General features: G+C 64.3%; 11 protein-coding genes. 3 read left to right on the top strand and 8 right to left on the bottom strand.

Annotated features, from left to right (window positions below; all coding sequences use genetic code 11):
* Window positions 1–17: 17 nt before the first annotated feature.
* The 3 genes from ASE11_RS26980 to ASE11_RS06770 all read left to right on the top strand — a co-directional run bounded on the left by ASE11_RS26980 (window position 18) and on the right by ASE11_RS06770 (window position 11,576).
* Window positions 18–7,850 (top strand): calcium-binding protein, encoded by a 7,833-nt coding sequence (locus ASE11_RS26980; RefSeq protein ID WP_156406254.1) that lies wholly within the window; start codon window positions 18–20, stop codon window positions 7,848–7,850.
* A gap of 104 nt (window positions 7,851–7,954) precedes the next feature.
* Complete coding sequence (locus ASE11_RS06775) at window positions 7,955–10,144, top strand: type I secretion system permease/ATPase (RefSeq protein ID WP_414842433.1); 2,190 nt, start codon at window positions 7,955–7,957, stop codon at window positions 10,142–10,144.
* A gap of 4 nt (window positions 10,145–10,148) precedes the next feature.
* Window positions 10,149–11,576, top strand: coding sequence for an HlyD family type I secretion periplasmic adaptor subunit (locus ASE11_RS06770; protein WP_056268417.1), 1,428 nt, complete (start codon window positions 10,149–10,151; stop codon window positions 11,574–11,576).
* Between the two features lie 46 nt (window positions 11,577–11,622).
* Here the strand turns inward: ASE11_RS06770 and ASE11_RS06765 are convergent, their stop codons facing one another.
* Genes ASE11_RS06765 through gspL form a run of 8 tightly spaced genes read right to left on the bottom strand, consistent with a single transcriptional unit; the run spans window position 11,623 to window position 21,912 of the window.
* Window positions 11,623–13,401, bottom strand: a complete 1,779-nt coding sequence (locus ASE11_RS06765) for an ABC transporter ATP-binding protein/permease (RefSeq protein ID WP_056268412.1) — start codon at window positions 13,399–13,401, stop codon at window positions 11,623–11,625.
* Window positions 13,402–13,414: 13 nt separating this feature from the next.
* The gene (locus ASE11_RS06760; RefSeq protein WP_056268409.1) at window positions 13,415–14,311 is read right to left on the bottom strand and encodes a 5'-nucleotidase; all 897 of its coding nucleotides are present in this window, start codon (window positions 14,309–14,311) and stop codon (window positions 13,415–13,417) included.
* A 2-nt stretch (window positions 14,312–14,313) separates the two neighbouring features.
* Window positions 14,314–15,543 (bottom strand): type II secretion system inner membrane protein GspF, encoded by a 1,230-nt coding sequence (gene gspF, locus ASE11_RS06755; RefSeq protein WP_056268406.1) that lies wholly within the window; start codon window positions 15,541–15,543, stop codon window positions 14,314–14,316.
* 5 nt (window positions 15,544–15,548) lie between these two features.
* A complete protein-coding gene (gene gspE, locus ASE11_RS06750) occupies window positions 15,549–16,991 on the bottom strand; it encodes a type II secretion system ATPase GspE (protein WP_056268403.1) in 1,443 nt (480 codons plus the stop codon).
* Between the two features lie 10 nt (window positions 16,992–17,001).
* Window positions 17,002–19,173: a type II secretion system secretin GspD gene (gspD, locus tag ASE11_RS06745; protein WP_082585591.1), complete on the bottom strand. Its 2,172-nt coding sequence runs from the start codon at window positions 19,171–19,173 to the stop codon at window positions 17,002–17,004.
* 44 nt (window positions 19,174–19,217) lie between these two features.
* Entirely contained in the window at window positions 19,218–20,012 is a 795-nt protein-coding gene (locus tag ASE11_RS06740) for a type II secretion system protein N (RefSeq protein ID WP_056268401.1), read from the bottom strand.
* Window positions 20,009–20,554, bottom strand: a complete 546-nt coding sequence (gene gspM, locus ASE11_RS06735; RefSeq protein ID WP_082585577.1) for a type II secretion system protein GspM — start codon at window positions 20,552–20,554, stop codon at window positions 20,009–20,011. Before gspM ends, ASE11_RS06740 begins: the two co-directional genes overlap by 4 nt.
* Window positions 20,555–20,559: 5 nt before the next feature.
* Window positions 20,560–21,912: a type II secretion system protein GspL gene (gene gspL / locus ASE11_RS06730; protein WP_056268399.1), complete on the bottom strand. Its 1,353-nt coding sequence runs from the start codon at window positions 21,910–21,912 to the stop codon at window positions 20,560–20,562.
* Window positions 21,913–21,976: the final 64 nt, after the last annotated feature.

Below are 21,976 nucleotides of genomic sequence, written 5' to 3'. Positions count from 1 at the left end.
TTTTCAAGGAGGTTTCAATGACTACGGTAAATGACTACGCAGCTTTGGCAGCATTTGTGTACAACGATCAGCGGGGCGGTGGTTCGGAGAATCCAACCAATAAACTTGAACTACCTGACAACTGGCAGGACACGTCCAAGTTGGGCTTCACCGTAGGCGAAGCCCTGAACGCGATCAACCCATTCAGTTTCACAGGCGGTGCCTACCTGAACCAGGCCACGGGCGAGATCGTGGTGGCCTACAAGGGCACGGATTTTCTGGTGGAGTTTGAAGGGCGCGCCTGGAACACGGTGGCCGACTTGCTGACCGATGTGGGTCTGGCCAGCACCAAGGCCTTGGTGCTGGGTCTGGGCCAGCAGCTCAATGCCATGGCGTACTACCTGGCCGTCAAAGACTGGGCGGTGGACAACGGGCACGACCCAGCCAAGATCAGCTTCACCGGGCACAGCCTGGGTGGCGGATTGGCGGCGAATATGGCGGTTTGGTTTGATCGTCCAGCTACGACGTTCGCTTCAGCCCCTTTCGAGATCAATACGCTTAATCCAATAGCCATTGGTGCCGCATTTGTGGCAATCACGAGTCAATTTGCAGGGACCGCACTTGCTGGCCTTTTTGATGGCACGGGGTTTGAAGGCTCGGTTGCGGTTGTTGATTCGGCCAATGATTTGGGGCGTCTGCTATTCAATGAAATTGTTGCAGAAAATCTATATGAAAATGAGATAGACCAAACTGAATTCGATCGCAGAGAACTTGCGGTAACCAATTTGTACAACGAGGGTGAATTTCTGTGGTACGGGCGGGAACTGATTTCCACAGTGATTGGAACCGATATCAACATCGATCTGGGCGATGGCTCGCAGCCGCTGGAATACGCCCTGGGCTTGCATTCCATGAATCTGCACGCGGCCTTTCTGTTTGAAGACCGGTTGCGGCAACTGATCAAGCAAATTCCGGAGTTGCTGGGCACGCTGCTGAACAAGAATTTGTACGCGGCGGACCCAAATACTGCCACGCAGGATTTCATCACCCGGCTGGTCAATGACCAGTTGCGCCAGGGATTTGGCCAGCCCAGCGCCTTGAGCCGCTTTACCGAAGATGTCGACAAGCTCAAGAGCACTGAAGGCACCGTGGCGCAGGAAGACATGCGAAAGGCATTGATTGCCCTTGCGATGGACTTTCACTTCCACGCACCGGAAGGCAATACAGGCACGCTTTTCCAATTGGAATCCGGTGCGATCCACTTCAATCTGAGCGACATCAACAGCGATTTTCTGAAGGGGCTGCCGCTGCTGCGAGATGCTGCATCCAGCACCGCCATTGGCAGCGATCCGTTTGAAACCGACGGCCTGCGCGAAGCCGACAGCTGGCACATACAGACTGGCGGTGGCGTCATGAATTGGCAGGCCAACGCGCTCGCCAATGATGCCGCCATTGGCGGGAGCGGCGCAGACGTGTTCCGCGCGGGTGGTGGGCGGGATGTGCTTGTGGGTGGGAATGGCGACGATCTGCTGGAAGGCGGGGGTGACAGTGATGTGCTGCTCGGCGGCTCAGGCAACGACACCTACACCTTCGCCAGTGGCCACGGTCATGACGTGATCCTCGACGCCGATGGGCAGGGCCGCTTGGTCTTCGCCGGCCAGACCATCGCAGTCGGCAAGCGCATGAGCGAAGACAGCGAAGCGTGGGAAGACACCACTGGGCACTACCGCATAACCCGCATCGACGAACACACGCTGCGCCTTGGTACCAAATCGGGTCAAGACAGCATCACCCTCAAAAGCTGGAACGATGGCGAGCTGGGCCTCGTGTTGGGCGAGGAAGTGCAAGAGCACGAACCGCCGGTTCCGGCAACGCTGTACCTGGGTGATCAGCGTGCGTTAGAGATGGGTATCGAGGTGAGGCAGGACGAGATCGATGCCGCGCACCCCTTCTACGGATACTACGCTTGGTCTCTGACCAGTTGGCTGCCCGATGGCACGCTGCAAGGCGGTGTGCAAGAGGAGGACTTTGCCGATGTGATCTCGGCGTCCATGCAAAACGAGGGCGTGCGGATGCTGGGCTTCGGGGGCAACGATGCGCTCACGGGTGGCAGGGGGGACGACTACATCGATGGCGGCGATGGAGGCGACTTGCTCTCGGGTGGTGAGGGATCGGACCACATCGTGGGCGGGGCGGGCAATGACATGATCTTCAGCGGAGCCAGTCTGTATGTTCTTCAGCGCCGCGAGTCGGACGATGAATATGTGGTGCCGGTAGGCACATTGGTCTTGGCAAGTGGCCCCACGTGGGCACGGTATACCGATGCGCAGGGAAATTGGCTCACTCCGGACGGCTGGATGAGCAACACCGGCGTTGGCCTTGCCGTGGGTGACTACGTGGACGCTGGTGATGGTGATGACACGGTGGTGGGCAGCCATGCCGCGGACGTTTTGCTGGGTGGGTCTGGCGATGATTTGATGAGGGGAGCAGGAGGAGATGACCACCTGATGGGTGGGGCCGGCGGCGATTGGCTGGAAGGCGATGGCCCGATCCATGAAGTTCTTGTGGACGGAGGGGGCTTCATTGGGTGGACGGCGGAGGCTCTTCACGGCAACGACCTGCTTGAAGGTGGTGATGGAGATGATGAGATTCGTGGCGGTGGCGGCAGTGATCAACTCTTCGGTGGCTTGGGTGATGATTGGATGTATGGCGATGCCAGCGGCAACTGGGCATACGTGGTCCAAGGCCAATGGCACGGGCAGGACTTGCTCGTAGGGGGATTGGGGAACGACAAGCTGGCCGGAGGTGGCGACGACGACCTGCTCATCGGTGGCGAAGGAGACGATGAACTCTGGGGTGACGAGGGCCCCCATGGGCCCGACGATCTCTTGTTCGATCCGATCTATCACGGCAACGACACTTTGTATGGGGGCGTAGGCGACGATTTCCTGCATGGTGGTGGCGGAAATGACTGGCTGGACGGAGGCGATGGCAACGACTATCTGCAGGGCGGCGATGGAAATGATTCGCTCGATGGTGGCGCCGGTGCCGATGTTCTGTTTGGCGAAGCGGGAGATGATTTCCTAGACGGAGGGGAGGGCGATGACATTCTGGTCGGCGGTGAGGGAGCCGATGTGCTGGTGGGTGGTCGTAGTGGGTATGACTACTTGATTGGGGGGCTCGGAGATGACGAGTACCTGATCCTCAGCCCCAGCGCCGGAGGGACCACTGCAGTGCAGGATGGCAAGGGCAACGATGTTCTGCGCCTGAGTATCGATCTGCAAGAAACTGAAATCTTGGGTCGTGATGCCGACATGATCCTAAAGTTCGCCGGCCATGAGGTCATCCTGATGGGCGCACTGCGCGGGGGCAGCATTGATGCGGTGGAATTCCGGTCAGGCGAACGCATCAGTTTGCCGGTCTTGGCCGCCTCCATTGCCTCGCCGTTGGTGGTGCAGGGTATAGAAGGCGCTCGCATGGCCACACTGCTGGGTGGTGGTGCGGACGACACGATGGTCGTGGCCGCTACTCAAACGTCGGTGCGCGCAGGCCGTGGTGACGATCGCATCGAGATGCCGCATGACGAAACGCTGCTGTTCATGCAGCGTGGGGATGGACAGGATGAGCTGGTGCTGGATGATTCCCGCAACCATCTGCTCTTTCTCGGCGCTGGGATATCTCCAGAGGATGTGCGTCTGCATGTGAGTTCGCTGGGTTCGGTGCGCTTGCTGCTGGGAGGAGGCGTCGATGGCGGTGACTCATTGCTATTGCCCTTGGGTGTCGATGACCTGGCCGGGAGTCGCTGGCTTCAGGAGATCATTTTTGCGGATGGAGGGTCCTTGACCTGGACCGACGTTCTGGCGAAAGGCCTTTCGATGGACGGCGGCGGCAGTGGCAGCGATGTCTTGCGCGGCAGCCCAGGCGATGACACGGTTTGGCTGCGCAGCGGACAGGGCATGGACAGGCTGGAGGATGAACAGGGCGCCTTGCGACTTGTGATGAGCCCCGAGTTCTCCTTGTCGGAAATGCGTGTAAGCAGCCCGCTGGGAAGCACCGATTTACAGCTTGCGTGGATGGATGAGCAGGGCGAGGCCGATGGAGTCTTGATCGTTAACGGGTTGCGGGGCGCCGCCGCTATCACCCTTGAGACGCGGGATGGCCAGACGCTCGACCTGCCTGCGTTGTTGCAGCGGCTTGAGGGCGGTGGCGTCACGCGTGAGGCGATTGTGGCAGGAGGCGAGTTGCATGGAAGCCGCTATGCCGACCAACTGTACGGCGGTGTTGGCGACGATGTGTTGATCGGAAGCGGTGGCGACGACCGGTTGAAAGGTGGCGGCGGCTATGACACCTACCACTTTGACCTTGGAGATGGCTTCGATCGCATCGAAGATCCCGACCCATTGCTCGACTTGACCTTCGGTCCGGGTGTTGCGCTGGATGATCTGCGTATCCGCCGCGTTGAGCACGAAGGAGCCGAGGGGTTGGAGGTCGCGTATTCAGATACTGATTTGGTGTGGATCAATACCGAAAACGGCATGCCCACGGGTGATGTGAAGTTGGAGGGTCATCCCTGGATGACCTTCGATCAGTTGTTGGGCATTGCGTTGAGCGAAGACCGAGTCAACATTGGGTCTGGTAGTGACGATGTGCTGCGTGGTTGGGCTGGCGACGATGTGCTGGATGGACAAGGGGGACTGGACGAATTGCGCGGAGGACGCGGGCACGACGTGTATGTGCTGCCCGTGGAGGGACGCGCGCTGGTCGTTGACACCGATGGCGGCGCCAACACGGTGCTCGTTGGGACACGATTCGCAAATCGAGTGGAGATGCATCGACGTGGTGCCGACCTTGTGCTGCGCGACCTGGATACCGAAGGCTTGATGAGTGTCGAAGGGTTTTTCACGAATCTGTCGCAGTCATGGGTGCTCCAACTGGACGGCGGCGCCACGCTGGACTTGCGTCGATGGGCGGCGTCTCGCTTGCAAGTAGACGCCTCGGATGCCAGTCTGCGTGAACAGCATCTGTCGGCGGCGCTGCCCTTTCTGCTGGCAGAACCGTATGAAGTGTTCACCGATGAGTCGGCTTCAGGCGACATTTATACAAACGAGTCCCTCTGGAATCGGATCAATGTGCAAGCCGATGGAACCCCCTTGCTTGTTGATCCAAGCGACTATGACACCTCGGTGTATTCCAGCGAAGTGTTGAGCGAGGCATGGGTGGAAGGCATACAAAGTGTCTATCAAGGCAGTCAGACCGTGGTGGTGGAGCCTGAGCGCATCCGCTACCTTGGGCCTCTTGATCTTTATCGCATGCAACTCACCGGCTCTTACCAGCTTCCACCCGGTGCTTTCACGCTATTTCTTGAAGACGGATACCACATCTATCAGCACATAGCTGCAGTGACACGGGTGGAGTACTTCTACGAAGATGTTTCGTATGCATATTGGCAAGCCACATACCACCATGTGTGGCGCGAAGAGAAGCCTGTGCTTGATGTCCTTGGGACATCGGGTGACGATCGTATCGTTGTTGAAGCGTCTCGCTGGTTCGAATCTTCAAACACGAGCGCGATGACCGGAGGAGAAGGAGCGGACTGGTTGCAACGCAAGATTGATCGTACGGACAGCACCTACGGAGGCGCTTACACCGGCGATCTGATGCTGGGTGGAGCAGGAAGCGATATTTTGCTCGGTGGCTTCTATGCGGACCAGCTCCTTGGGGGCTACGGCGCAGACTGGCTGTCGGGCGACAGCGGTGATGACACCTACTACATTGCAAGCTCCGACGATGGGGTTGACATTGTGTTCGACCTGGAAGCCTATCTGTACGACGCCTATCAGTACCAGCCCAACGGCGATGAGGGCTACGGCACATCAGAGTGGTATCTGGACGAGAAGGCGCGCGGCTTGGACCGCGGCGAGGGATACCGCGACACCATTGCGTTCGGTGTGGGAATCGACGCGAGTGCTCTGCATGTTGAACGTACCCGCCTGAGCCTGCCCACGTGGCTAATCGAGAACACCTTGCTGCAGATCGAGCCGTCGATGGACGTGAGCGGTTGGGATGAGGTAGACGCCCTGCGAATCAGTTGGGTGGGTGCGGACGGAGTCGACGTCGGATCGGTTGTCGTCGCGGATGACGAGCTCTTGGCGGCAGCAGTCGGATTTGGTATTGAGCGCTACACCTTTGCCGACGGCCGCACGCTGTCTCGCGCGCAGATACTGGACATGATTTCTGCACCAGCGGCCCTTTACGGCACAAATGGTGCTGATCGCTTGACTGGCAATACGCGTGGCAACGTGTACGTGGTGAATGACGCCGGAGATCGGGTGGTTGAAGCCGTTGATGCTGGTGTTGATGTCGTGCATAGCAGCGTCGACCACACGCTTGGCAACAACGTGGAAAATCTGATCCTTACTGGAATGTCTGCTCTGCGTGGCACCGGCAATTCGCTGGATAACCGCATCGGCGGCAACGACCTGGACAACCGGTTGGATGGTCGTGGAGGCGCCGACTGGCTGGAGGGGGGGCTGGGTGACGATGTGTACTTGGTCGACGACGTCGGCGACATTGTGGTCGAATCGTTCATCGCTGGGGGAACCGACACCGTTCATAGCCGGGTGGACTACGCTCTGCCGGATAGCATCGAACGCGTTTATCTGCAGGGCACAGAGACCATTCACGCCCGTGGTAACGAACTCGACAATGTCCTGTATGGACACGCCAATTCAGCAGCCAATACGCTCGACGGTGGGCTCGGCGACGATGCGTACCACGTGGGTACGGGCGACACTGTTGTCGAGGGTGTTGACGGGGGCACAGACAGGGTGATCACGGTTGTCAACTACGTTCTAGATAGAAACGTTGAGAACCTCAGTGGCAATGTCGACACCGGATTGCAACTGAGCGGCAATGAACTTAACAACACCATCACCGGACATCTTGGGGACGACACGTTGCATGGTGAGGCGGGCGACGACACCTTGAACGGCAAAAGCGGCGCAGATGTCATGGCTGGGGGTGTTGGTGAAGACCGCTACTTTGTGGACAACGCCGGGGATGTGGTGATCGAACAGGCGGGTGAAGGGACGACCGACATCGTCTACAGCACGGTCAGTTACAACCTGGGGTCCAACGTCGAGCGTATCTACCTGCAGGGGGCGGAAGCCATCAACGCTGGTGGTAACGAACTCGACAACATTCTCTACGGGCACGTCAATGCAGCGGTCAATGTAATGAGCGGAGGCTTGGGCAACGACACCTACTACGTAGGCGCGGGCGACGTGGTCATGGAAGCCGCTGACGCGGGCACGGACCGGGTCATCACAAACGCGAACCACACCCTGCGCAGCCACGTGGAGAACTTGAAGGGCAACGCCGACACCGGGCTGTACTTGAGCGGCAACGAACTGAACAACGTGATCACCGGCGACATCGGAGACGACACGCTGGACGGCGGCGCGGGCAAAGACACGCTGGCGGGCGGAGCAGGCAATGACACCTATGTGCTGGGCTTTGCGTATGGAGCCGATGTCATCAAGGAAGACGACGCCACCAGTGGCAACACGGATTTGCTTCGTTTCCTTGACGGAGTTTCCACCGAGCAGATCTGGTTCCGGCAGGTGTCCAACAACCTGGAAGTGAGCATCATCGGCACAAGCGACAAGGCCACCATCAGCAACTGGTACACCGGCAACCAGTACAAGGTGGAGCAGTTCCAAACTGCTGACAACCAGACACTCTTGAGCACCCAGGTCGATAGCCTCGTCCAGGCCATGGCGGCCTTCTCCCCACCGCCCCCGGGCCAGACCACGCTCACGCCAGCGCAGCAGTCGGCGCTGAGCCCGGTGATTGCGGCCAACTGGAACTGAGCTTCAGCCACTCGGCGCCACTTTCGCCTTGAGCCCTTCGACAGGCTCAGGGCGAACGGTGTTTCGCACAACCGTTACTCCGGCAACACAAAGATATGACTGAAATGACCCTGGGAGGGCCGGGCGCAGTGCGCCTCGGCGCGAGCGAACCCACAGCCGAGAGGCCGGCCGAACCACAACCGCTGGACACCGGCCTGGCCTGCCTGGTATTGCTGGCCCGCTTGCACGGTGTGGCGGTGGACGCGGACCAGCTGGCCCATGAGTTCACCAACATTGGCCAGCCGTTTCAGGTGCAGGACATCTTGCTCGCCGCCAAAAAGCTGGGGCTGCAGGCCAAGCAGGTGGGCGTTGGTGTGGCTCGGCTGGACAAGACGCCGCTCCCCGCCATGGCCATTGGCCGCGACGATCAAGGCCGTGTGGAGTTCTTCATCCTCGCCAGGGTCGAGGCAGACAAAGCCCTGATCCAGTCGCCCAAGGCCGGTCGACCGGAGTCGATTTCTTTGGTCGAACTGCAGGCGCGCTGGACGGGCGAGCTGATCCTGTTCACCTCGCGTGCCTCGCTGGCAGGGGACATGGCCCGCTTCGACTTCACCTGGTTCATCCCTGCCATCGTGAAGTACCGCAAGCTGTTGCTGGAGGTGCTGGCCGTCAGCTTCGTGCTGCAGCTCTTCGCGCTCATCACGCCATTGTTCTTCCAGGTGGTGATGGACAAGGTATTGGTCCACCGTGGTTACACCACGCTGGATGTGATTGCCCTCGGCTTTGCCGTGGTGGTGGTGTTTGAAGTGACGCTCACGGCCCTGCGCAGCTTCGTGTTTGCCCACACCACCAGCCGCATTGACGTGGAGCTCGGCGCCCGGCTGTTCCGCCACCTGCTCGGCTTGCCGCTGGCGTACTTTCAGGCGCGGCGCGTGGGCGACTCGGTGGCGCGGGTGCGTGAGCTGGAGAACGTGCGCTCATTCCTCACCGGCAACGCGCTCACCGTGGTGCTCGACTTGCTGTTCTCGGTGGTGTTCATCGCCGTCATGGCGTACTACAGCGGCTGGCTCACGCTGATCGTGGTGATCTCGCTGCCGTGTTATGCCCTCCTCACGGCGGTGTACACGCCTGTTTTGCGCGCGCGGCTGAACGATAAATTCAACCGAGGCGCGGAAAACCAGGCTTTTCTGGTGGAGACCATCAGCGGCATCGACACCGTGAAAAGCATGGCGGTGGAGCCGCAGTGGACGCGCCGCTGGGACAACCAGCTGGCGGCCTACGTGTCGTCGAGCTTTCGCACCGCCACCATCGGCACCATGGCCAACGGCGGCGTCACGCTCATCTCCAAGCTGGTGACGGTGGCCACGCTGTACTTCGGCGCCCGGCTGGTCATCGAAGGCAAGCTCAGCGTGGGCCAGTTGATCGCTTTCAACATGCTCGCCGGCCAAGTGGCGCAGCCGGTGATGCGTCTGGCTCAACTGTGGACGGACTTCCAGCAGACCGGCATCTCGGTGCAGCGCCTGGGCGACATCTTGAACAGCCGCACCGAGGTGGCCGGCGCCAAGAGCGCGCTGCCGCCGCTGGTGGGCCGCATCACGCTGGACGATGTGGTGTTTCGCTACCGGCCCGATGGGCCAGAGGCTTTGAAGAACCTCTCCATCGACATCGCGCCGGGCGAAGTCATTGGCGTGGTGGGCCGGTCTGGCTCGGGCAAGAGCACGCTGACCAAGCTGATCCAGCGGCTTTACGTGCCCGAGCGCGGGCGTGTGATGGTGGACGGCATGGACCTCGCGCTGGCCGATGCCAGTTCGCTGCGTCGGCAGGTGGGTGTGGTGCTGCAAGAGAACGTGCTCTTCGCCCGCAGCATCCGCGACAACATTGCCCTGGCCGACCCCGGTGCCCCGCTGAATGCGGTGGTGACCGCCGCGCGCCTGGCCGGCGCGCACGACTTCATCACCGAACTGCCCGAGGGCTACGACACGCTGGTGGGGGAGCACGGTTCCACGCTCTCGGGCGGTCAGCGCCAGCGCATTGCCATTGCGCGCGCGCTCATTTCAAACCCGCGCATCCTGATCCTGGACGAAGCCACCAGCGCGCTGGACTACGAGAGCGAACGCATCATCCAGGACAACATGAAGGCGATCGCCAAGGGGCGCACCGTGATCATCGTGGCGCACCGGCTGAGCGCCGTGCGTGACGCCCACCGCATTGTGGTGATGGAGCGCGGGCAGATCGTGGAGATGGGTTCGCATGCCGAACTGCTGCAAAACCCATCGGGCGCTTACGCGGCGCTGCACCGGCTGCAACAGGGGTGAAGCCATGAGCATGACCATTCGACTACAAGCCCTGGGCGATCTGCTGAATCGCTACGGCGCCGCGTTTCAACACGCGTGGCAGCGCCGGAGCGAGATGGAGCCCACGCCACGCCTGCCCCACGAGGCGCAGTTCCTTCCCGCGGCCCTCTCGTTGCAAGAGACGCCCGTGTCCCCCGCACCCCGCGTGGCCATGTGGCTGCTCATCGCTTTCATGCTGATCGCGCTGCTGTGGGCCATCTTTGGCCACATCGACGTGGTGGCCACGGCGCAGGGCAAGATCGTGCCCAACGACCGCACCAAGACCATCCAGTCTTTCGACACCGCGTCGGTAAAGGCGATTCACGTGACCGATGGCCAGCGTGTGAAGGCGGGTGATTTGCTCATCGAGCTGGACGCCACCACCACGCAGGCCGACACCGAGCGCGTGGTGGGCGAGCAGGCCGTGGCGCTGCTGCAGGTGGCGCGCGGCCGGGCACTGCTCGAATCCCTGCAATCGGGGCAAGAGCCTCGACTCGCCCGACCCACCGGTGTGGACGACGCGCGCTACCTGGAGGCTCAGCGTTTGCTGGCTGGGCAATACGCCGAATACACAGCGAGACTGAGCCGCATTACCGCCGACACCGCACGGCGCGAGGCCGAACTTCGCTCCACCCAGACGCTGGTGCGCAAGCTGGAGCAGACGCTGCCCATTGCCCAACAGCGCGCAGAAGATTTCAAGAACCTGGTGGACCAGAACTTCGTCTCGCGCCACGGCTACCTGGAGCGCGAGCAGGTGCGCATCGAACAAGAGGCGGACCTGGCCAACCAGCGCAGCCGGTTGCGCGAAACAGAGGCCGCGCTGCGCGAGGTGCAAGGGCAACGCCAGGCCTTGATGGCCGAGACCCGCCGCGCCACGCTGGACAGCACCACCGAAGCCCAGCAACGCCTGGACGCGCTGGATCAGGAGTGGAAGAAGGCCGACTCGCGCGGCAAACTCATGCGCCTGACCTCACCCGTGGACGGCACCGTGCAGCAGCTCGCGGTGCACACCGAAGGCGGCGTGGTCACCGAGGCACAGCCGCTCATGGTGATCGTGCCCAGCGACAACCCGCTGGAGGTGGAAGCGTTCTTCGAAAACAAGGACATCGGCTTTGTGAGGGCGGGGCAAGAGGCCGCGGTGAAGATAGAGACTTTCCAGTACACCAAGTACGGCACGCTCGATGCCGAAGTGGCCTCGGTTTCGCACGATGCGATCAACGACGAGAAGCGTGGGCTGATCTATTCAAGCCGCGTTCGCATGCCCAAAACCACGCTGATGGTGGACGGAACGGAGGTCAGTCTTTCCCCGGGCATGGCGGTGACGGTGGAGGTGAAGACCGGGCAGCGCCGGGTGATCGAGTATTTCCTCGCGCCTCTCATCCAGCACGGGAGCGAGGCTCTCCGGGAACGCTGAGGTGTACCGTTCGGGCTGAGCCTGTCGAAGCCTTTTTGCCTGGCGTTCACACAGCCGACGGCACGAGTTTGTAGCGCGCATCCCCCGTCGCATCGGGCGTGAACGTCCACTGCGTCCGGTGAAACGCGGCCACACCCGGCCGGTGGGCGATGGACACCAGCGCGCCATTGCTCTCTTTCACCAAGGCCTGCAGCCGCGCGTACAGCTTGGCTTCGGCCGCTTCGTCCAGCGCGCTCGTGGCTTCGTCCACGAACAGCCAGCGCGGCTTTTTCAGCAGGGCGCGGGCGATGGCCAGGCGCTGCTGTTCGCCGCCCGACAACTTCTGGCCCCAGGCATCTTGCTCGTCCAGGCGCGTGCTCAGGTCGGGCAGCAGGGCATCCATCAGGGCGTGTTGCAGGTCGGCGTCGCTGTAGTGGTCGGCGGGTTCGGGGTAGGCCAGGGCGTCGCGCAGCGAGCCCAGTGGGAAGTAGGGTCGCTGCGGCAAGAACATCACCTTGTCGGCAAAACCGGCCGGTGTGCGCAGGCTGCGCTGTGCCCAGGGCCAGATGCCCGCGAGGCCGCGGAACAGGGTCGATTTGCCGCTGCCCGACGGGCCCTTGACCAGCACGGTGTCGCCCGGTGACACCTTCATGCCCTTCACCGCCAGCAGCGCCACGCCACCGGGCAGCGAGAGCCGCATGTTGTCGAGGGCCAGCGCGTCTTCGGTGTTGGGCACAGGGGCGGCCAGGTGCTCGGCGGCTTCCAGTGCCTGGAAGCTTTCTTCAAAGCTGGTGATGCGGTCGGTGGTGGCGCGCCAGGCCGCCAGGCTGCTGTAGTTCTCGACAAACCACGAGAGCGAGTCCTGCACGCGGCCGAAGGCCGACGAGATCTGGATCAGCTCGCCGAGCTGGATGGCGCCGCTGAAGAAACGCGGAGCGGCCACGATGAAGGGGAACACCACGGCGGCCTGGCCGAAACCCACGGTGAACCAGGTCAGGCGCTTCTGTGCGTTGATGAGCTTGAAATAGTTGGACAACACGTCGGTGAAACGCAGACCGAGTTGCTGGCGCTCCACGGGTTCGCCTTTGTCCAGCGCGATGGATTCGCTGTATTCGCGCACGCGCACCAGATGGTGGCGGAAATCGGCTTCATAGCGCTGTTGCTTGAAATTGAGCGCGATCTGCGAGCGGCCCAGGTAGTGCGTGATCACGCTGCCGAGCGCGCAGTAGAGCACCGCCATCCACACCATGAAACCGGGGATGGTGTATTCGCTGCCGTTGAACGAGAAGGCAAAACTGCCTGAGAGCGCCCACAAAATGCCGACGAAGCTCACCAGCGTGACCACCGCGTTGAGCAGGCCCATGGTCAGGCTCACCGTGAAGCTGGTGAACAGGTTCATGTCCTCGGCGATGCGCTGGTCCGGGTTGTCGGGCGGGGCGTCTTCACCTTTGGCAAAACGCGCAAGTTCGAGGTGGTAGAAGGCCTTGTGGGAGAGCCAGCGGTCCAGGTAGTGGCCGGTCATCCAGGCGCGCCAGCGCATCTCGAGCAGTTGCGTGAGGTAGAAGCGGTAGACCGCGATGATGATGAAGCCGAAGGCAAGATAGGTGAAACGGCCGAGCTCGCGCCAGAACACCACAGCGTCCTTGTTCTGCAGGGCGTCGTAGAACACGCGGTTCCACTCGTTGAGCAGCACCAGCATGTAGACCGAGCCGAGATTGAGCGCCACGATGGCCGCGAGCAGCGCCCGCGCCTTCCACTTTTCTTCGGACTGGAAGTAGGGCATGGTGAGCCGGCCCACCTTGCGGGCGAACACCCGGAAGCTCTGAAATTTTTCGCTGAACGTCATGGTTTCACCTGTCTCAGGGATTCGAAATGCCGCTGGCCACGTGGCCCGAGGGCACATGGCGGGATGCCGATTCGATGTGACCGGTCTGGTCGTCGAAGAAGAAGTCGGGCTCGAACTCGCGCAGGAATTCGCCCTTGGGCAGGCCGCCGAGGAACATGGCTTCGTCGACCTCGATGTTCCAGTTCATCAGCGTGCGGATCGCGCGCTCGTGCGCCGGGGCGCTGCGCGCGGTGACCAGGGCCGTGCGCACACGCATGAGCGGCGTGCCCTCGCTCTGCAGGCGGTGCAGGGCTTCGAGCAGGGGTTTGAACGGGCCGCCGGCCAGCGGCGAGCCAGCGTGGGTGGCCTCGTGCGCCTGAAAGGCCGACAGCCCCTCGCTCTGGTAGACCCGTTCGGCTTCGTCGGAGAACAGCACGGCGTCGCCGTCGAAGGCGATGCGCACTTCGTGCGGGTGCGCGTCGCTGGCATGCACCGAATGCGGGTACACCTGCGCGGCGGGCACGCCGGCGTCCAGCGCGGCGCGCACGTCGGCCAGGTGGGTCGAGAGGAACAGGTTGGCGCGCAGCGGGCGCAGGTAGCGCCAGGGCGGCTGACCGCGCGTGAAGCTGCCGCGCTGGATGGGCAGGCCGTAGTGCTGCGCGGAGCGGAACACCCGCATGCCCGAGACCGGGTCGTTGCGCGAGAGGATCACCACCTCCACCCGCTGCGCATGCGCGTCGTTGAAGGCGAGCAGCTTGTGCACCAGCGAAAACGCCACGCCGGGCTGCGCGGGCGTGTCCAGGCGGTCAAGCTGCAGCTTCATGTAGGCGCGGTCGTCACCGGTTTCAAACAGCCGGTTCTCTTCTTCAAAATCGAACAGGGCACGGGAAGAAATGGCAACGACGAGTTTGCCGTCGAGAGATACACCCATGTTCAGGACACCAGTTGATTCAATTGGATGATGGGCATGAGCACCGCCAGCACGATCAGCATGACCACCACACCCATGCCCACGATGAGCAGCGGCTCCAGTATGGTGGCCAGGTGCATGGCGCGACGTTGCACCTCGGCGCTCAGTTGTTCGGCCGCGCGGTCCAGCATGGCGGGCAGCTGGCCGGTCTGCTCACCCAGTCGGGCAAACATCGACACCAGCGGCGGAAAACGCTTCTTGCTGGCCAGCGCGGAGGCCAGCGGTGCGCCTTCGCGCACCAGCACCAGCGCGTCCAGCGCATCGGCGCGCATGGCCTGGTTGTTCAGGGTTTCGGCGGCGGTCTGCAGCGCCCGAAGGATGGGCACGCCCGCGCCGGCGAGCATGGCCAGTGTGGCCGCGAAGCGCGCCGCGTTGAAGCCACGCGCCAGGCGCCCCACCAGGGGCAGGCGCAGCCAGGCGGCGTCCATGCGCAGGCGCAGCGGCGCGTTGCGCCGCGCCATCACCAGCGCGCCGCTGCCCGCCACCAGCGCGGCCAGCATCAGCCAGCCGTAGCTGCGCACGAAGCTGCTCAGGCCCAGCATCATCACCGTGAGCACGGGCAGGGCGCGCTTGCTGCCGGCAAACACGCTGGCCACCTGCGGCACCACGTACGACACGAGGAACACCACGATCACGATCGCCACGAGCGTGACGATGGCGGGGTAGAGCGACGCGGCGACCAGCTTGTTCTTGAGCGCTTCGCGTTCTTCGAGGTCGTCGGCCAGGCGCTCCAGCACCGTGCCCAGTTGCCCGCTCTGTTCGCCCGCGGCGATCACCGAGGTGTAGATGGACGTGAACTCGCGTGGGTGCTGCGCCAGCGCCTGCGCAAAGGGCGAACCGGCATTGACCTCGGAGCGCAACGAGGCCATGAGGTTGCGCTGCTGGTTGTCCTCGGCCTCTTCGGTCAGGGCCGAGAGCGCCCGCTCCAGCGGCAGACCCGCGGCCACCAGCCCGGCGATCTGCCGGGTCCACACCGCGAGCGAGGTGGCGCTGAACACGCGTCCGCCCCACAGCGTGACGTTGAGCCCGCTGCTCTTGACCTGCGTGCCACCGCCGGTGGCGGGCTCCACCTGCAGCGGCACCAGCGCGCGTGCGCGCAACATGCTGCGCGCCGAGCGGGCGGTGTCGGCATCGATCAGGCCCTTTTGTGTGGCGCCCTGGGCGTCGAGGGCTTCAAAGGTGTAGGCGGGCACAGCCTTCAGTCTCGGGTGACGGACATGACTTCTTCGAGCGACGTGATCCCCGCGTCGATCAACCGCTGCCCGTCGGCACGCATCGACTGCAACCCACCGGCCTCGGCCGCGGCAAGGATCTGGCTCTCGGCCGCCCGGTTGTGGATCAGCGCGCGGACCTGTTCGTTGGCCACCATCAGCTCGTAGATGCCGGTGCGGCCCTTGTAGCCGCTGTGGTTGCAGTGCTCGCAGCCCACGGGGTGCCACAGGCCGTGGTCGTCCTGGCGGCGGCAGTGCACGCACAGCTTGCGCACCAGCCGCTGCGCCAGCACGCCCAGCAATGACGAGCTGAGCAGGAAGGGCTCCACGCCCATGTCGGTCAGGCGGGTCACGGCGCTGGGCGCGTCGTTGGTGTGCAGCGTGGCCAGCACCAGGTGGCCGGTGAGCGAGGCCTGAATCGCGATCTGCGCGGTCTCGAAATCGCGGATCTCGCCGATCATGATCACGTCGGGGTCTTGCCGCAGGATGGCGCGCAAGGCCTTGGCAAACGTGAGGTCGATGCGGGCATTCACCTGCGTCTGGCCCACGCCCGGCAGCTCGTATTCGATCGGGTCTTCCACCGTCATGATGTTCTGCGTGCCGGCGTCCAGCCTTTGCAGGCCCGCGTAGAGCGTGGTGGTTTTGCCCGAGCCGGTGGGCCCGGTCACGAGGATGATGCCGTGCGGTTGGCCGATGAGTTTGCGAAAACGCGCGAGCACATCGCCCTGCATGCCCACCGATTCCAGGCTGAGCTTGCTCTCGCTCTTGTCGAGCAGGCGCAGCACGGCACGCTCGCCGTGGGCGCTGGGCAGGGTGGACACGCGCACGTCCACCGCACGGGTGCCGATGCGCAGCGAGATGCGGCCATCTTGCGGCAGGCGCTTCTCGGAGATGTCGAGCTCGGCCATGATCTTCAGGCGCGAGATCAGCGCGGCGTGCAGCGCGCGGTTGGGCTGCACCACCTCGCGCAGTGTGCCGTCCACGCGAAAGCGCACGCTGGACGTGCGCTCGAAAGGCTCAATGTGAATGTCGCTCGCGCCGTCTCGCGCGGCCTGCGTAAGCAGGGCATTGAGCATGCGGATGATGGGCGCATCGTCGGCCGTCTCCAGCAGGTCTTCGATGGCCGGCAGCTCCTGCATCATGCGGCTCAGGTCGGCGTCACTTTGCACCTCGCTCACCACGGCCGCCGCACTCGACTCACCTTGCGAATAGGCCACGCTGATGCGCTGTTTGAGGCTGTCGCCGTCCTCCCATTGCAGGTCCTGCACCGGGTGGCAGCGCAGGATTTCCGACAGGGCCGAGAGACGGCGGGTCTGCGCGGGGGCATCCACGGCGGGTGTGCTGCTGCCCAGCAAGGTTTGCGAGGCGCCGTCGTCCTCGATCAACCAGAGGTGTTCGCGCGCGAAGGCGTAGGGCAGCGGGTACTTCACGGCCCGGGCCTCACTGCTGCGGTGCGGGTGTGGGTGCCGCCGGCGCCGCGGGTGGGTTCAGCGGGGGCGACGACTGGGGGTTGGCCAGCGAGGGCGCCTGCGGCGTGAGTGTCATGCTGGCGGGTGAGAGTGGTGCCGGCATGACCGGCGCCTCGTTGATGCCCAGCACGCCGCTGGGTTTGGGCTGCGAGTCCTGCTGCACCGAGCGCATGAGTTCGTAGCGGTCCAGCGCCAGGGTGCTGGTCTCGCGCGCATCGCGCACCACCACGGGCCGCAGGAAGACCATCAGGTTGGTTTTGCGGCGCGAGCGGCTTTCGCTTCTGAACAGGTTGCCGAACACCGGTACATCGCCCAGGCCGGGCACCTTGTCCTGGTTGGCGGCAAATTCGTCCTGCAGCAAACCACCCAGCACCACGATGGCGCCGTCGTCCACCAGCACGGTGGACTCGATGGAGCGTTTGTTGGTGATCAGGCCCGAGGCCGAGTTGATCGACGAGGCCTGCACGCTGCTGACCTCCTGGAAGATGGTCAGCTTGATGGTGCCGTTCTCGCTGATCTGCGGCTTCACGCGCAAGGTCAGGCCGACGTCCTTGCGCTCGATGGTCTGGAAAGGGTTGACCGAGCCGTTGTTGCTGCCGGTGTTGGTGAACTGGCCGGTGACGAAGGGCACGTTCTGGCCAATCACGATCTTGGCTTCTTCGTTGTCCAGCGTGAGCAGGTTGGGGGTCGAGAGGATGTTGCCCTCGCCGTTCTGCTGCAGGAAGCGCGCGAGGAAGCCCAGCACGTAGACACCATTGGTGCGCCGGGCCACGCCCGCGTTCAGGCCCGGTGTGGGTGTGGCGTTGCCGCTGGCCAGGTCGATGATGTTCTGCCCGCCGGTGCCGAAGTTGGTGCCCAGCAGGCCGATGAGCGAGTCGCCCGATTTGCCTAGCGCACCTTGCCATTGAATGCCGAACTCGGCCGCCTTGTCGGCATTGACCTCGGCGATCAGGCTCTCCACATAGACCTGTGCGCGGCGCGAGTCGAGTTGGTCGATCACCGCGCGCAGTTGGCGGTATTGCGGTTCCGGCGCGGTGATGATGAGCGAATTGGTCGCCGGGTCGGCCTGGATCTGGCCGCCGGTGGACGGCTGCGCGCTGGCAGCCACCGGGGTGCTGGCCGGGCTGTTGGCCGGGTTGGCGGAACCTGAGCTGGCCACGGTGGTGAACGCGCGGGCGCTGCTGCCGTTGCCGCCCGCTGCCGCGGACTCGCCCGCCAGGGCCGCCCTCAAGGTGGAGGCCAGCGCCACCGCATCCGCGTTCTTGAGGTAGACCACGTGGATGTTGCCGCTGACATTGGCCGACGAAGGCTGGTCGAGTCGGGCCACCAGAGAGCGCACCAACGCCAGCCGGGCGGGGTTGGCCGCGCGCAGCACCAGGCTGTTGCTGCGCGGCTCGGCGATCAGCGTGGTCTTGTACGAGGCATCGGGCTGCCCGGCGCCGCCAGCGGCCACGGCCGGGTCGATCAGGCGCGTCACCAGGGCCGCCAGATCGGCCGCCACCGCGTGCTGCAGTGGAATCACCTCCACGTCGGTCGCGCCCGAGACGTCCAGCGCCGTGATGATGCGGCCGATGCGTTGCAGGTTGTCGGCGTAGTCGGTGATCACCAGCGAGTTGTTGCCGGGGTTGACGTTGATGGTGTTGTTGGGCCCGATCAAGGGGCGCAGCACCGGCACGAGGTTGTTGGCCGACTCGTGGTTGAGGCGGAAGATCTGTGTGACGACCTGGTTGGAGGTGGGCAACGCGTTCACCGAGCCTGCGTTCACCACATTGCCCTGCAGCTTGGCGTCGGCCTCGGGCACGATCTTGTAAAGCCCCCCGGTGTCCACGATCGAGAAGCCCTGCAGGCGCAGCACGGCGGCGAACTGGTTGAGCGCGGCGGTGGGTGACACCGGGCGCTCCGTGGCCAGGGTGATGGTGCCCTTGACGCGTGGATCGACCACCACGTTGCGGCCCGTGATGGTGGCCATGGTGCGCGCCACCGACTCGATCTCCGCCGCCACAAAGTTCAGCGTGACCGGCTCACCGTTGCGGTTTTGTGCCTGCGCGGGCGACACGGTGGAGAGCCCGAGCGCCAGCAGCGTGGCCAGGGCCATGGCCGTCAGGGTCTTGGCCGGTGCGGCAGCGGTGGAGCTCGGTTTCATGGCGCGATCGTAAGGGTAAGTGGGGTGCTGAAACATCGGAGATGTCAGCCAATGTTGAGCAGTGAGCGCAGACCCTGCCGGCGCCCGATGATGTTGAGCAGGTTGGCCAGGGCGGCCTCGCTGTCGGGTGCGGCCTCGGCCACCCCCTGAAAGCGCAAGCGCCCACCCACCCACTGGCCCTGGCCCTGCAGTTGCAGGCGCCCGCTGAGGGTGTGCAGCGACAGAGAAGTGTTGTTGCCATCGGCGCCGGTGCGCAGGTCCATGCGGTAGCTGCCCAGCGGGCGCAGCGTTGACAGGCGCGAGGCGATGTCTTGCGCCTCCAGCGCCAGGGCGCCTTGCAGGCTGCTCCCGCTGCCGTGCCAGCGCAGCGTCAGCCCCGCGGTCTGCAGGCTCAGCAGGCCTTCCACGCGCAGGGTGTTCCACGGTGTGCCCAGACCGATGAGCACGTTGGCGGGCCAGCGACTGCTGAAAGCGGCCAGGTGGATTTCCGCGCCGCCGAAGCGGGGCCTGAGCGTGAATGCCATGGGCTGTGGCGTGCAGCACGGCGCGCCAAGCTGCAGTGCCATGGCGGGCACGCCGGCCCACAGCGTGGGTGACAAACGCCATTGCACGCCTTGGGGCAGCGATGTCTGTGTCTGGCTGCCTTGGCCGCCGGTGAGCAGCACATCGGCCTGGCCGCGCCACACCGAGCCACGCGCATTGACCAGCTGGAGCCGCCCATCCGTGGCCGAGGTGATGGAGTCCGCCAGCCAGCGCGCTGGCGCGAACAGCAGCAGGGCCGTGACGAGCCCGAGAAGTGCGCCCAGCCAGGCAAGACGGGTGGGCCAGCGTGCGTTCATGGGCCACCGGCCAAACCTGGCCCGGTGAGCACCACGGTGCCGGTCCATCCGCCGGTGGCGGCGTCGCGTGTGAGCCGCGTCTCCAGCGGGAGCAGCCGGGCGTTGATGCGCACCTGTGCCAGCCATTGCGCCAGCGCTGCAGGCGCTGTGCCACGCAGGGTGGCGGTGGCGCGGTCGCCCAGCACCGAGAGCTGGACCGTGGTGCCCAGCGGGGCGGTGGCTGCTTCGAGCGCGCGCAGCACCGCGTCGCGTCCCGGCGGCTGGGCATCGCGTTCCGAGCGCAGCGCGTTGGCGGTGGCCGCCATGCCCTGCATCTGGCTCAGCTGGACATCCAGCCGGATGTGTCGCTCGGGGGCTTCGCGCAGTGTGGCGAGGGCGGGTGCCACCGCCAGCCACCACACCAGACCCAGCCCCACGACCCAGCCGGCGATCAGCACGGCCTTGCGCTCGCGGGGGGACAGGCGGTCCAGCGCGGCCGACAGCGGCGCTGCGAAGCGGGCCAGAGGCGGCGCGGGAAAAGGGGTGCGGTTGCGGGTGGCCATGGGGTTCAGGGTGCCGGAGGTTTGATGGACATCTCTTCGCCGTCCAGGCGCACGCGCCAGCCGCCGCGTTCCAGCGCCTGCTGCAGTGCGCGCAACTGGTCTTCGGTGGCGCGCCAACCTGAAAAGCGCCCGTCGCCCGGTGCGTAGGTGATCGTGGCCGGCAGGAAGCTCTGGCCGCCGGAGGCCTGGTCGATCGCGCCCAGCAGCGTTTCCAGGTCGCCCGACGACAAGGTCCCGCTGGCTTGCTGCAGACGCGCCAGCTCGCGCTGCATCTGCACCGGGGCGTCGAGCACCAGCGTGACCTGCGGAAAGGTCTGCTGCAGCGCCTGGCGCACGGCTTGCTGTTTCGCGGCGAGCATGCTGCGCTCATGCCAGGCGGCGGTGTTGAGTCCCACCAACTGGACCGCCACCAGTGCGGCCACACCCCAGCGGGCGGGGCGCCATTCGGGTGCGCTGAGCCAGCGCTGAAGGCTGCGCCGCCAGCGCTGGCCGCGCCGCGCGCCGGCGGACAGGCTGAGGTCGAACTGCGCCAGGTTCCAGTCGGACTGGGCGCAGCGCAGCAGCCACTGTGGCAATGCCACGAGCTCGAAGCGTTGGTTCAGCACCCGCTCGGCGACGGCGGCCACGCCGGGGTCTGCCAGCCAGATATCGTGCTCCCCGGGCTCCCCCGGGAGGTTGGGTGGGGAGGGCATCAAGGCCTTGACGGCGGCAGAACTGGTGCTGCCGCCCAGGCTGCTGCTGGTTTCGAGCAGCGGTGTGCAGCTCACGCCCAGCAGACTGGCACTGCCCAGCCAAGCCTGCTCGCCTTCGTTGTGTGCCCAGTGAATGGGGGCGGGCACGTCGAGTTCGAAGCTGCGTGAAGCGCCGGGCTGGGCCAGCGGTGCTCCGGCCTGGGTCAAAGGCCACATCGCGGGCACGATGCGGGTGACGGGTCGGCCCGCGCCTTCCAGGACCTGCAGCCAGCTGCGCAGCCAGACCTTGTTGCAGGCCGCCACCCACACCGTCTGGCCCGACTTGCCGCCCGGCTCCAGCGCGAAATGCAGTTCGGTCACCTCGGTGAGCAGGCGGTCTTCCAGCATGCCCTCGAGCGCGGCTCGCAAGCGGTTGGAGGCCACCTTGGGCAGCGCGACCCGGTGCCAGGACAGCGCGCGAGGCGGCAGGACCAGAACCACGTCATCGTCGCGGGGGAGCAGCGATGCGCCGCATTGGCCGGAGTCCTTGATCTGCTGGCCATTGGCCGACTCGGCCCAGTCGAACAGGGCCGACGCGGGCGCTGGTGTGGCAACAGAAAAGTCCGACGGGGTGACGATCAGCACAATGACTCGACTGGCGTGGCGCAAGGCCACAGAGCGGACCATTCTAGAGAGCCTGTGCGACAAGTGCGCACACAGCGGAAGGCGGCGCGAGGCCGGTTGTTGGCTG

Source organism: Hydrogenophaga sp. Root209, from assembly GCF_001428625.1.
Taxonomy (GTDB): Bacteria; Pseudomonadota; Gammaproteobacteria; order Burkholderiales; family Burkholderiaceae_C; genus Hydrogenophaga.
The sequence above is the reverse complement of the archived record's forward strand: the minus strand, read 5'-3'. Positions and strand labels throughout refer to the sequence as shown.

Excerpts from the sequence above, each read along its gene's own strand:
- ASE11_RS26980 (WP_156406254.1), top strand. The coding sequence starts at position 18 with ATGACTACGGTAAATGACTACGCAGCTTTGGCAGCATTTGTGTACAAC.
- ASE11_RS06775 (WP_414842433.1), top strand. The coding sequence starts at position 7,955 with ATGACCCTGGGAGGGCCGGGCGCAGTGCGCCTCGGCGCGAGCGAACCC.
- ASE11_RS06770 (WP_056268417.1), top strand. The coding sequence starts at position 10,149 with ATGAGCATGACCATTCGACTACAAGCCCTGGGCGATCTGCTGAATCGC.
- ASE11_RS06765 (WP_056268412.1), bottom strand. The coding sequence starts at position 13,401 with ATGACGTTCAGCGAAAAATTTCAGAGCTTCCGGGTGTTCGCCCGCAAG.
- ASE11_RS06760 (WP_056268409.1), bottom strand. The coding sequence starts at position 14,311 with ATGGGTGTATCTCTCGACGGCAAACTCGTCGTTGCCATTTCTTCCCGT.
- gspD (WP_082585591.1), bottom strand. The coding sequence starts at position 19,173 with ATGAAACCGAGCTCCACCGCTGCCGCACCGGCCAAGACCCTGACGGCC.
- ASE11_RS06740 (WP_056268401.1), bottom strand. The coding sequence starts at position 20,012 with ATGAACGCACGCTGGCCCACCCGTCTTGCCTGGCTGGGCGCACTTCTC.
- gspM (WP_082585577.1), bottom strand. The coding sequence starts at position 20,554 with ATGGCCACCCGCAACCGCACCCCTTTTCCCGCGCCGCCTCTGGCCCGC.
- gspL (WP_056268399.1), bottom strand. The coding sequence starts at position 21,912 with ATGGTCCGCTCTGTGGCCTTGCGCCACGCCAGTCGAGTCATTGTGCTG.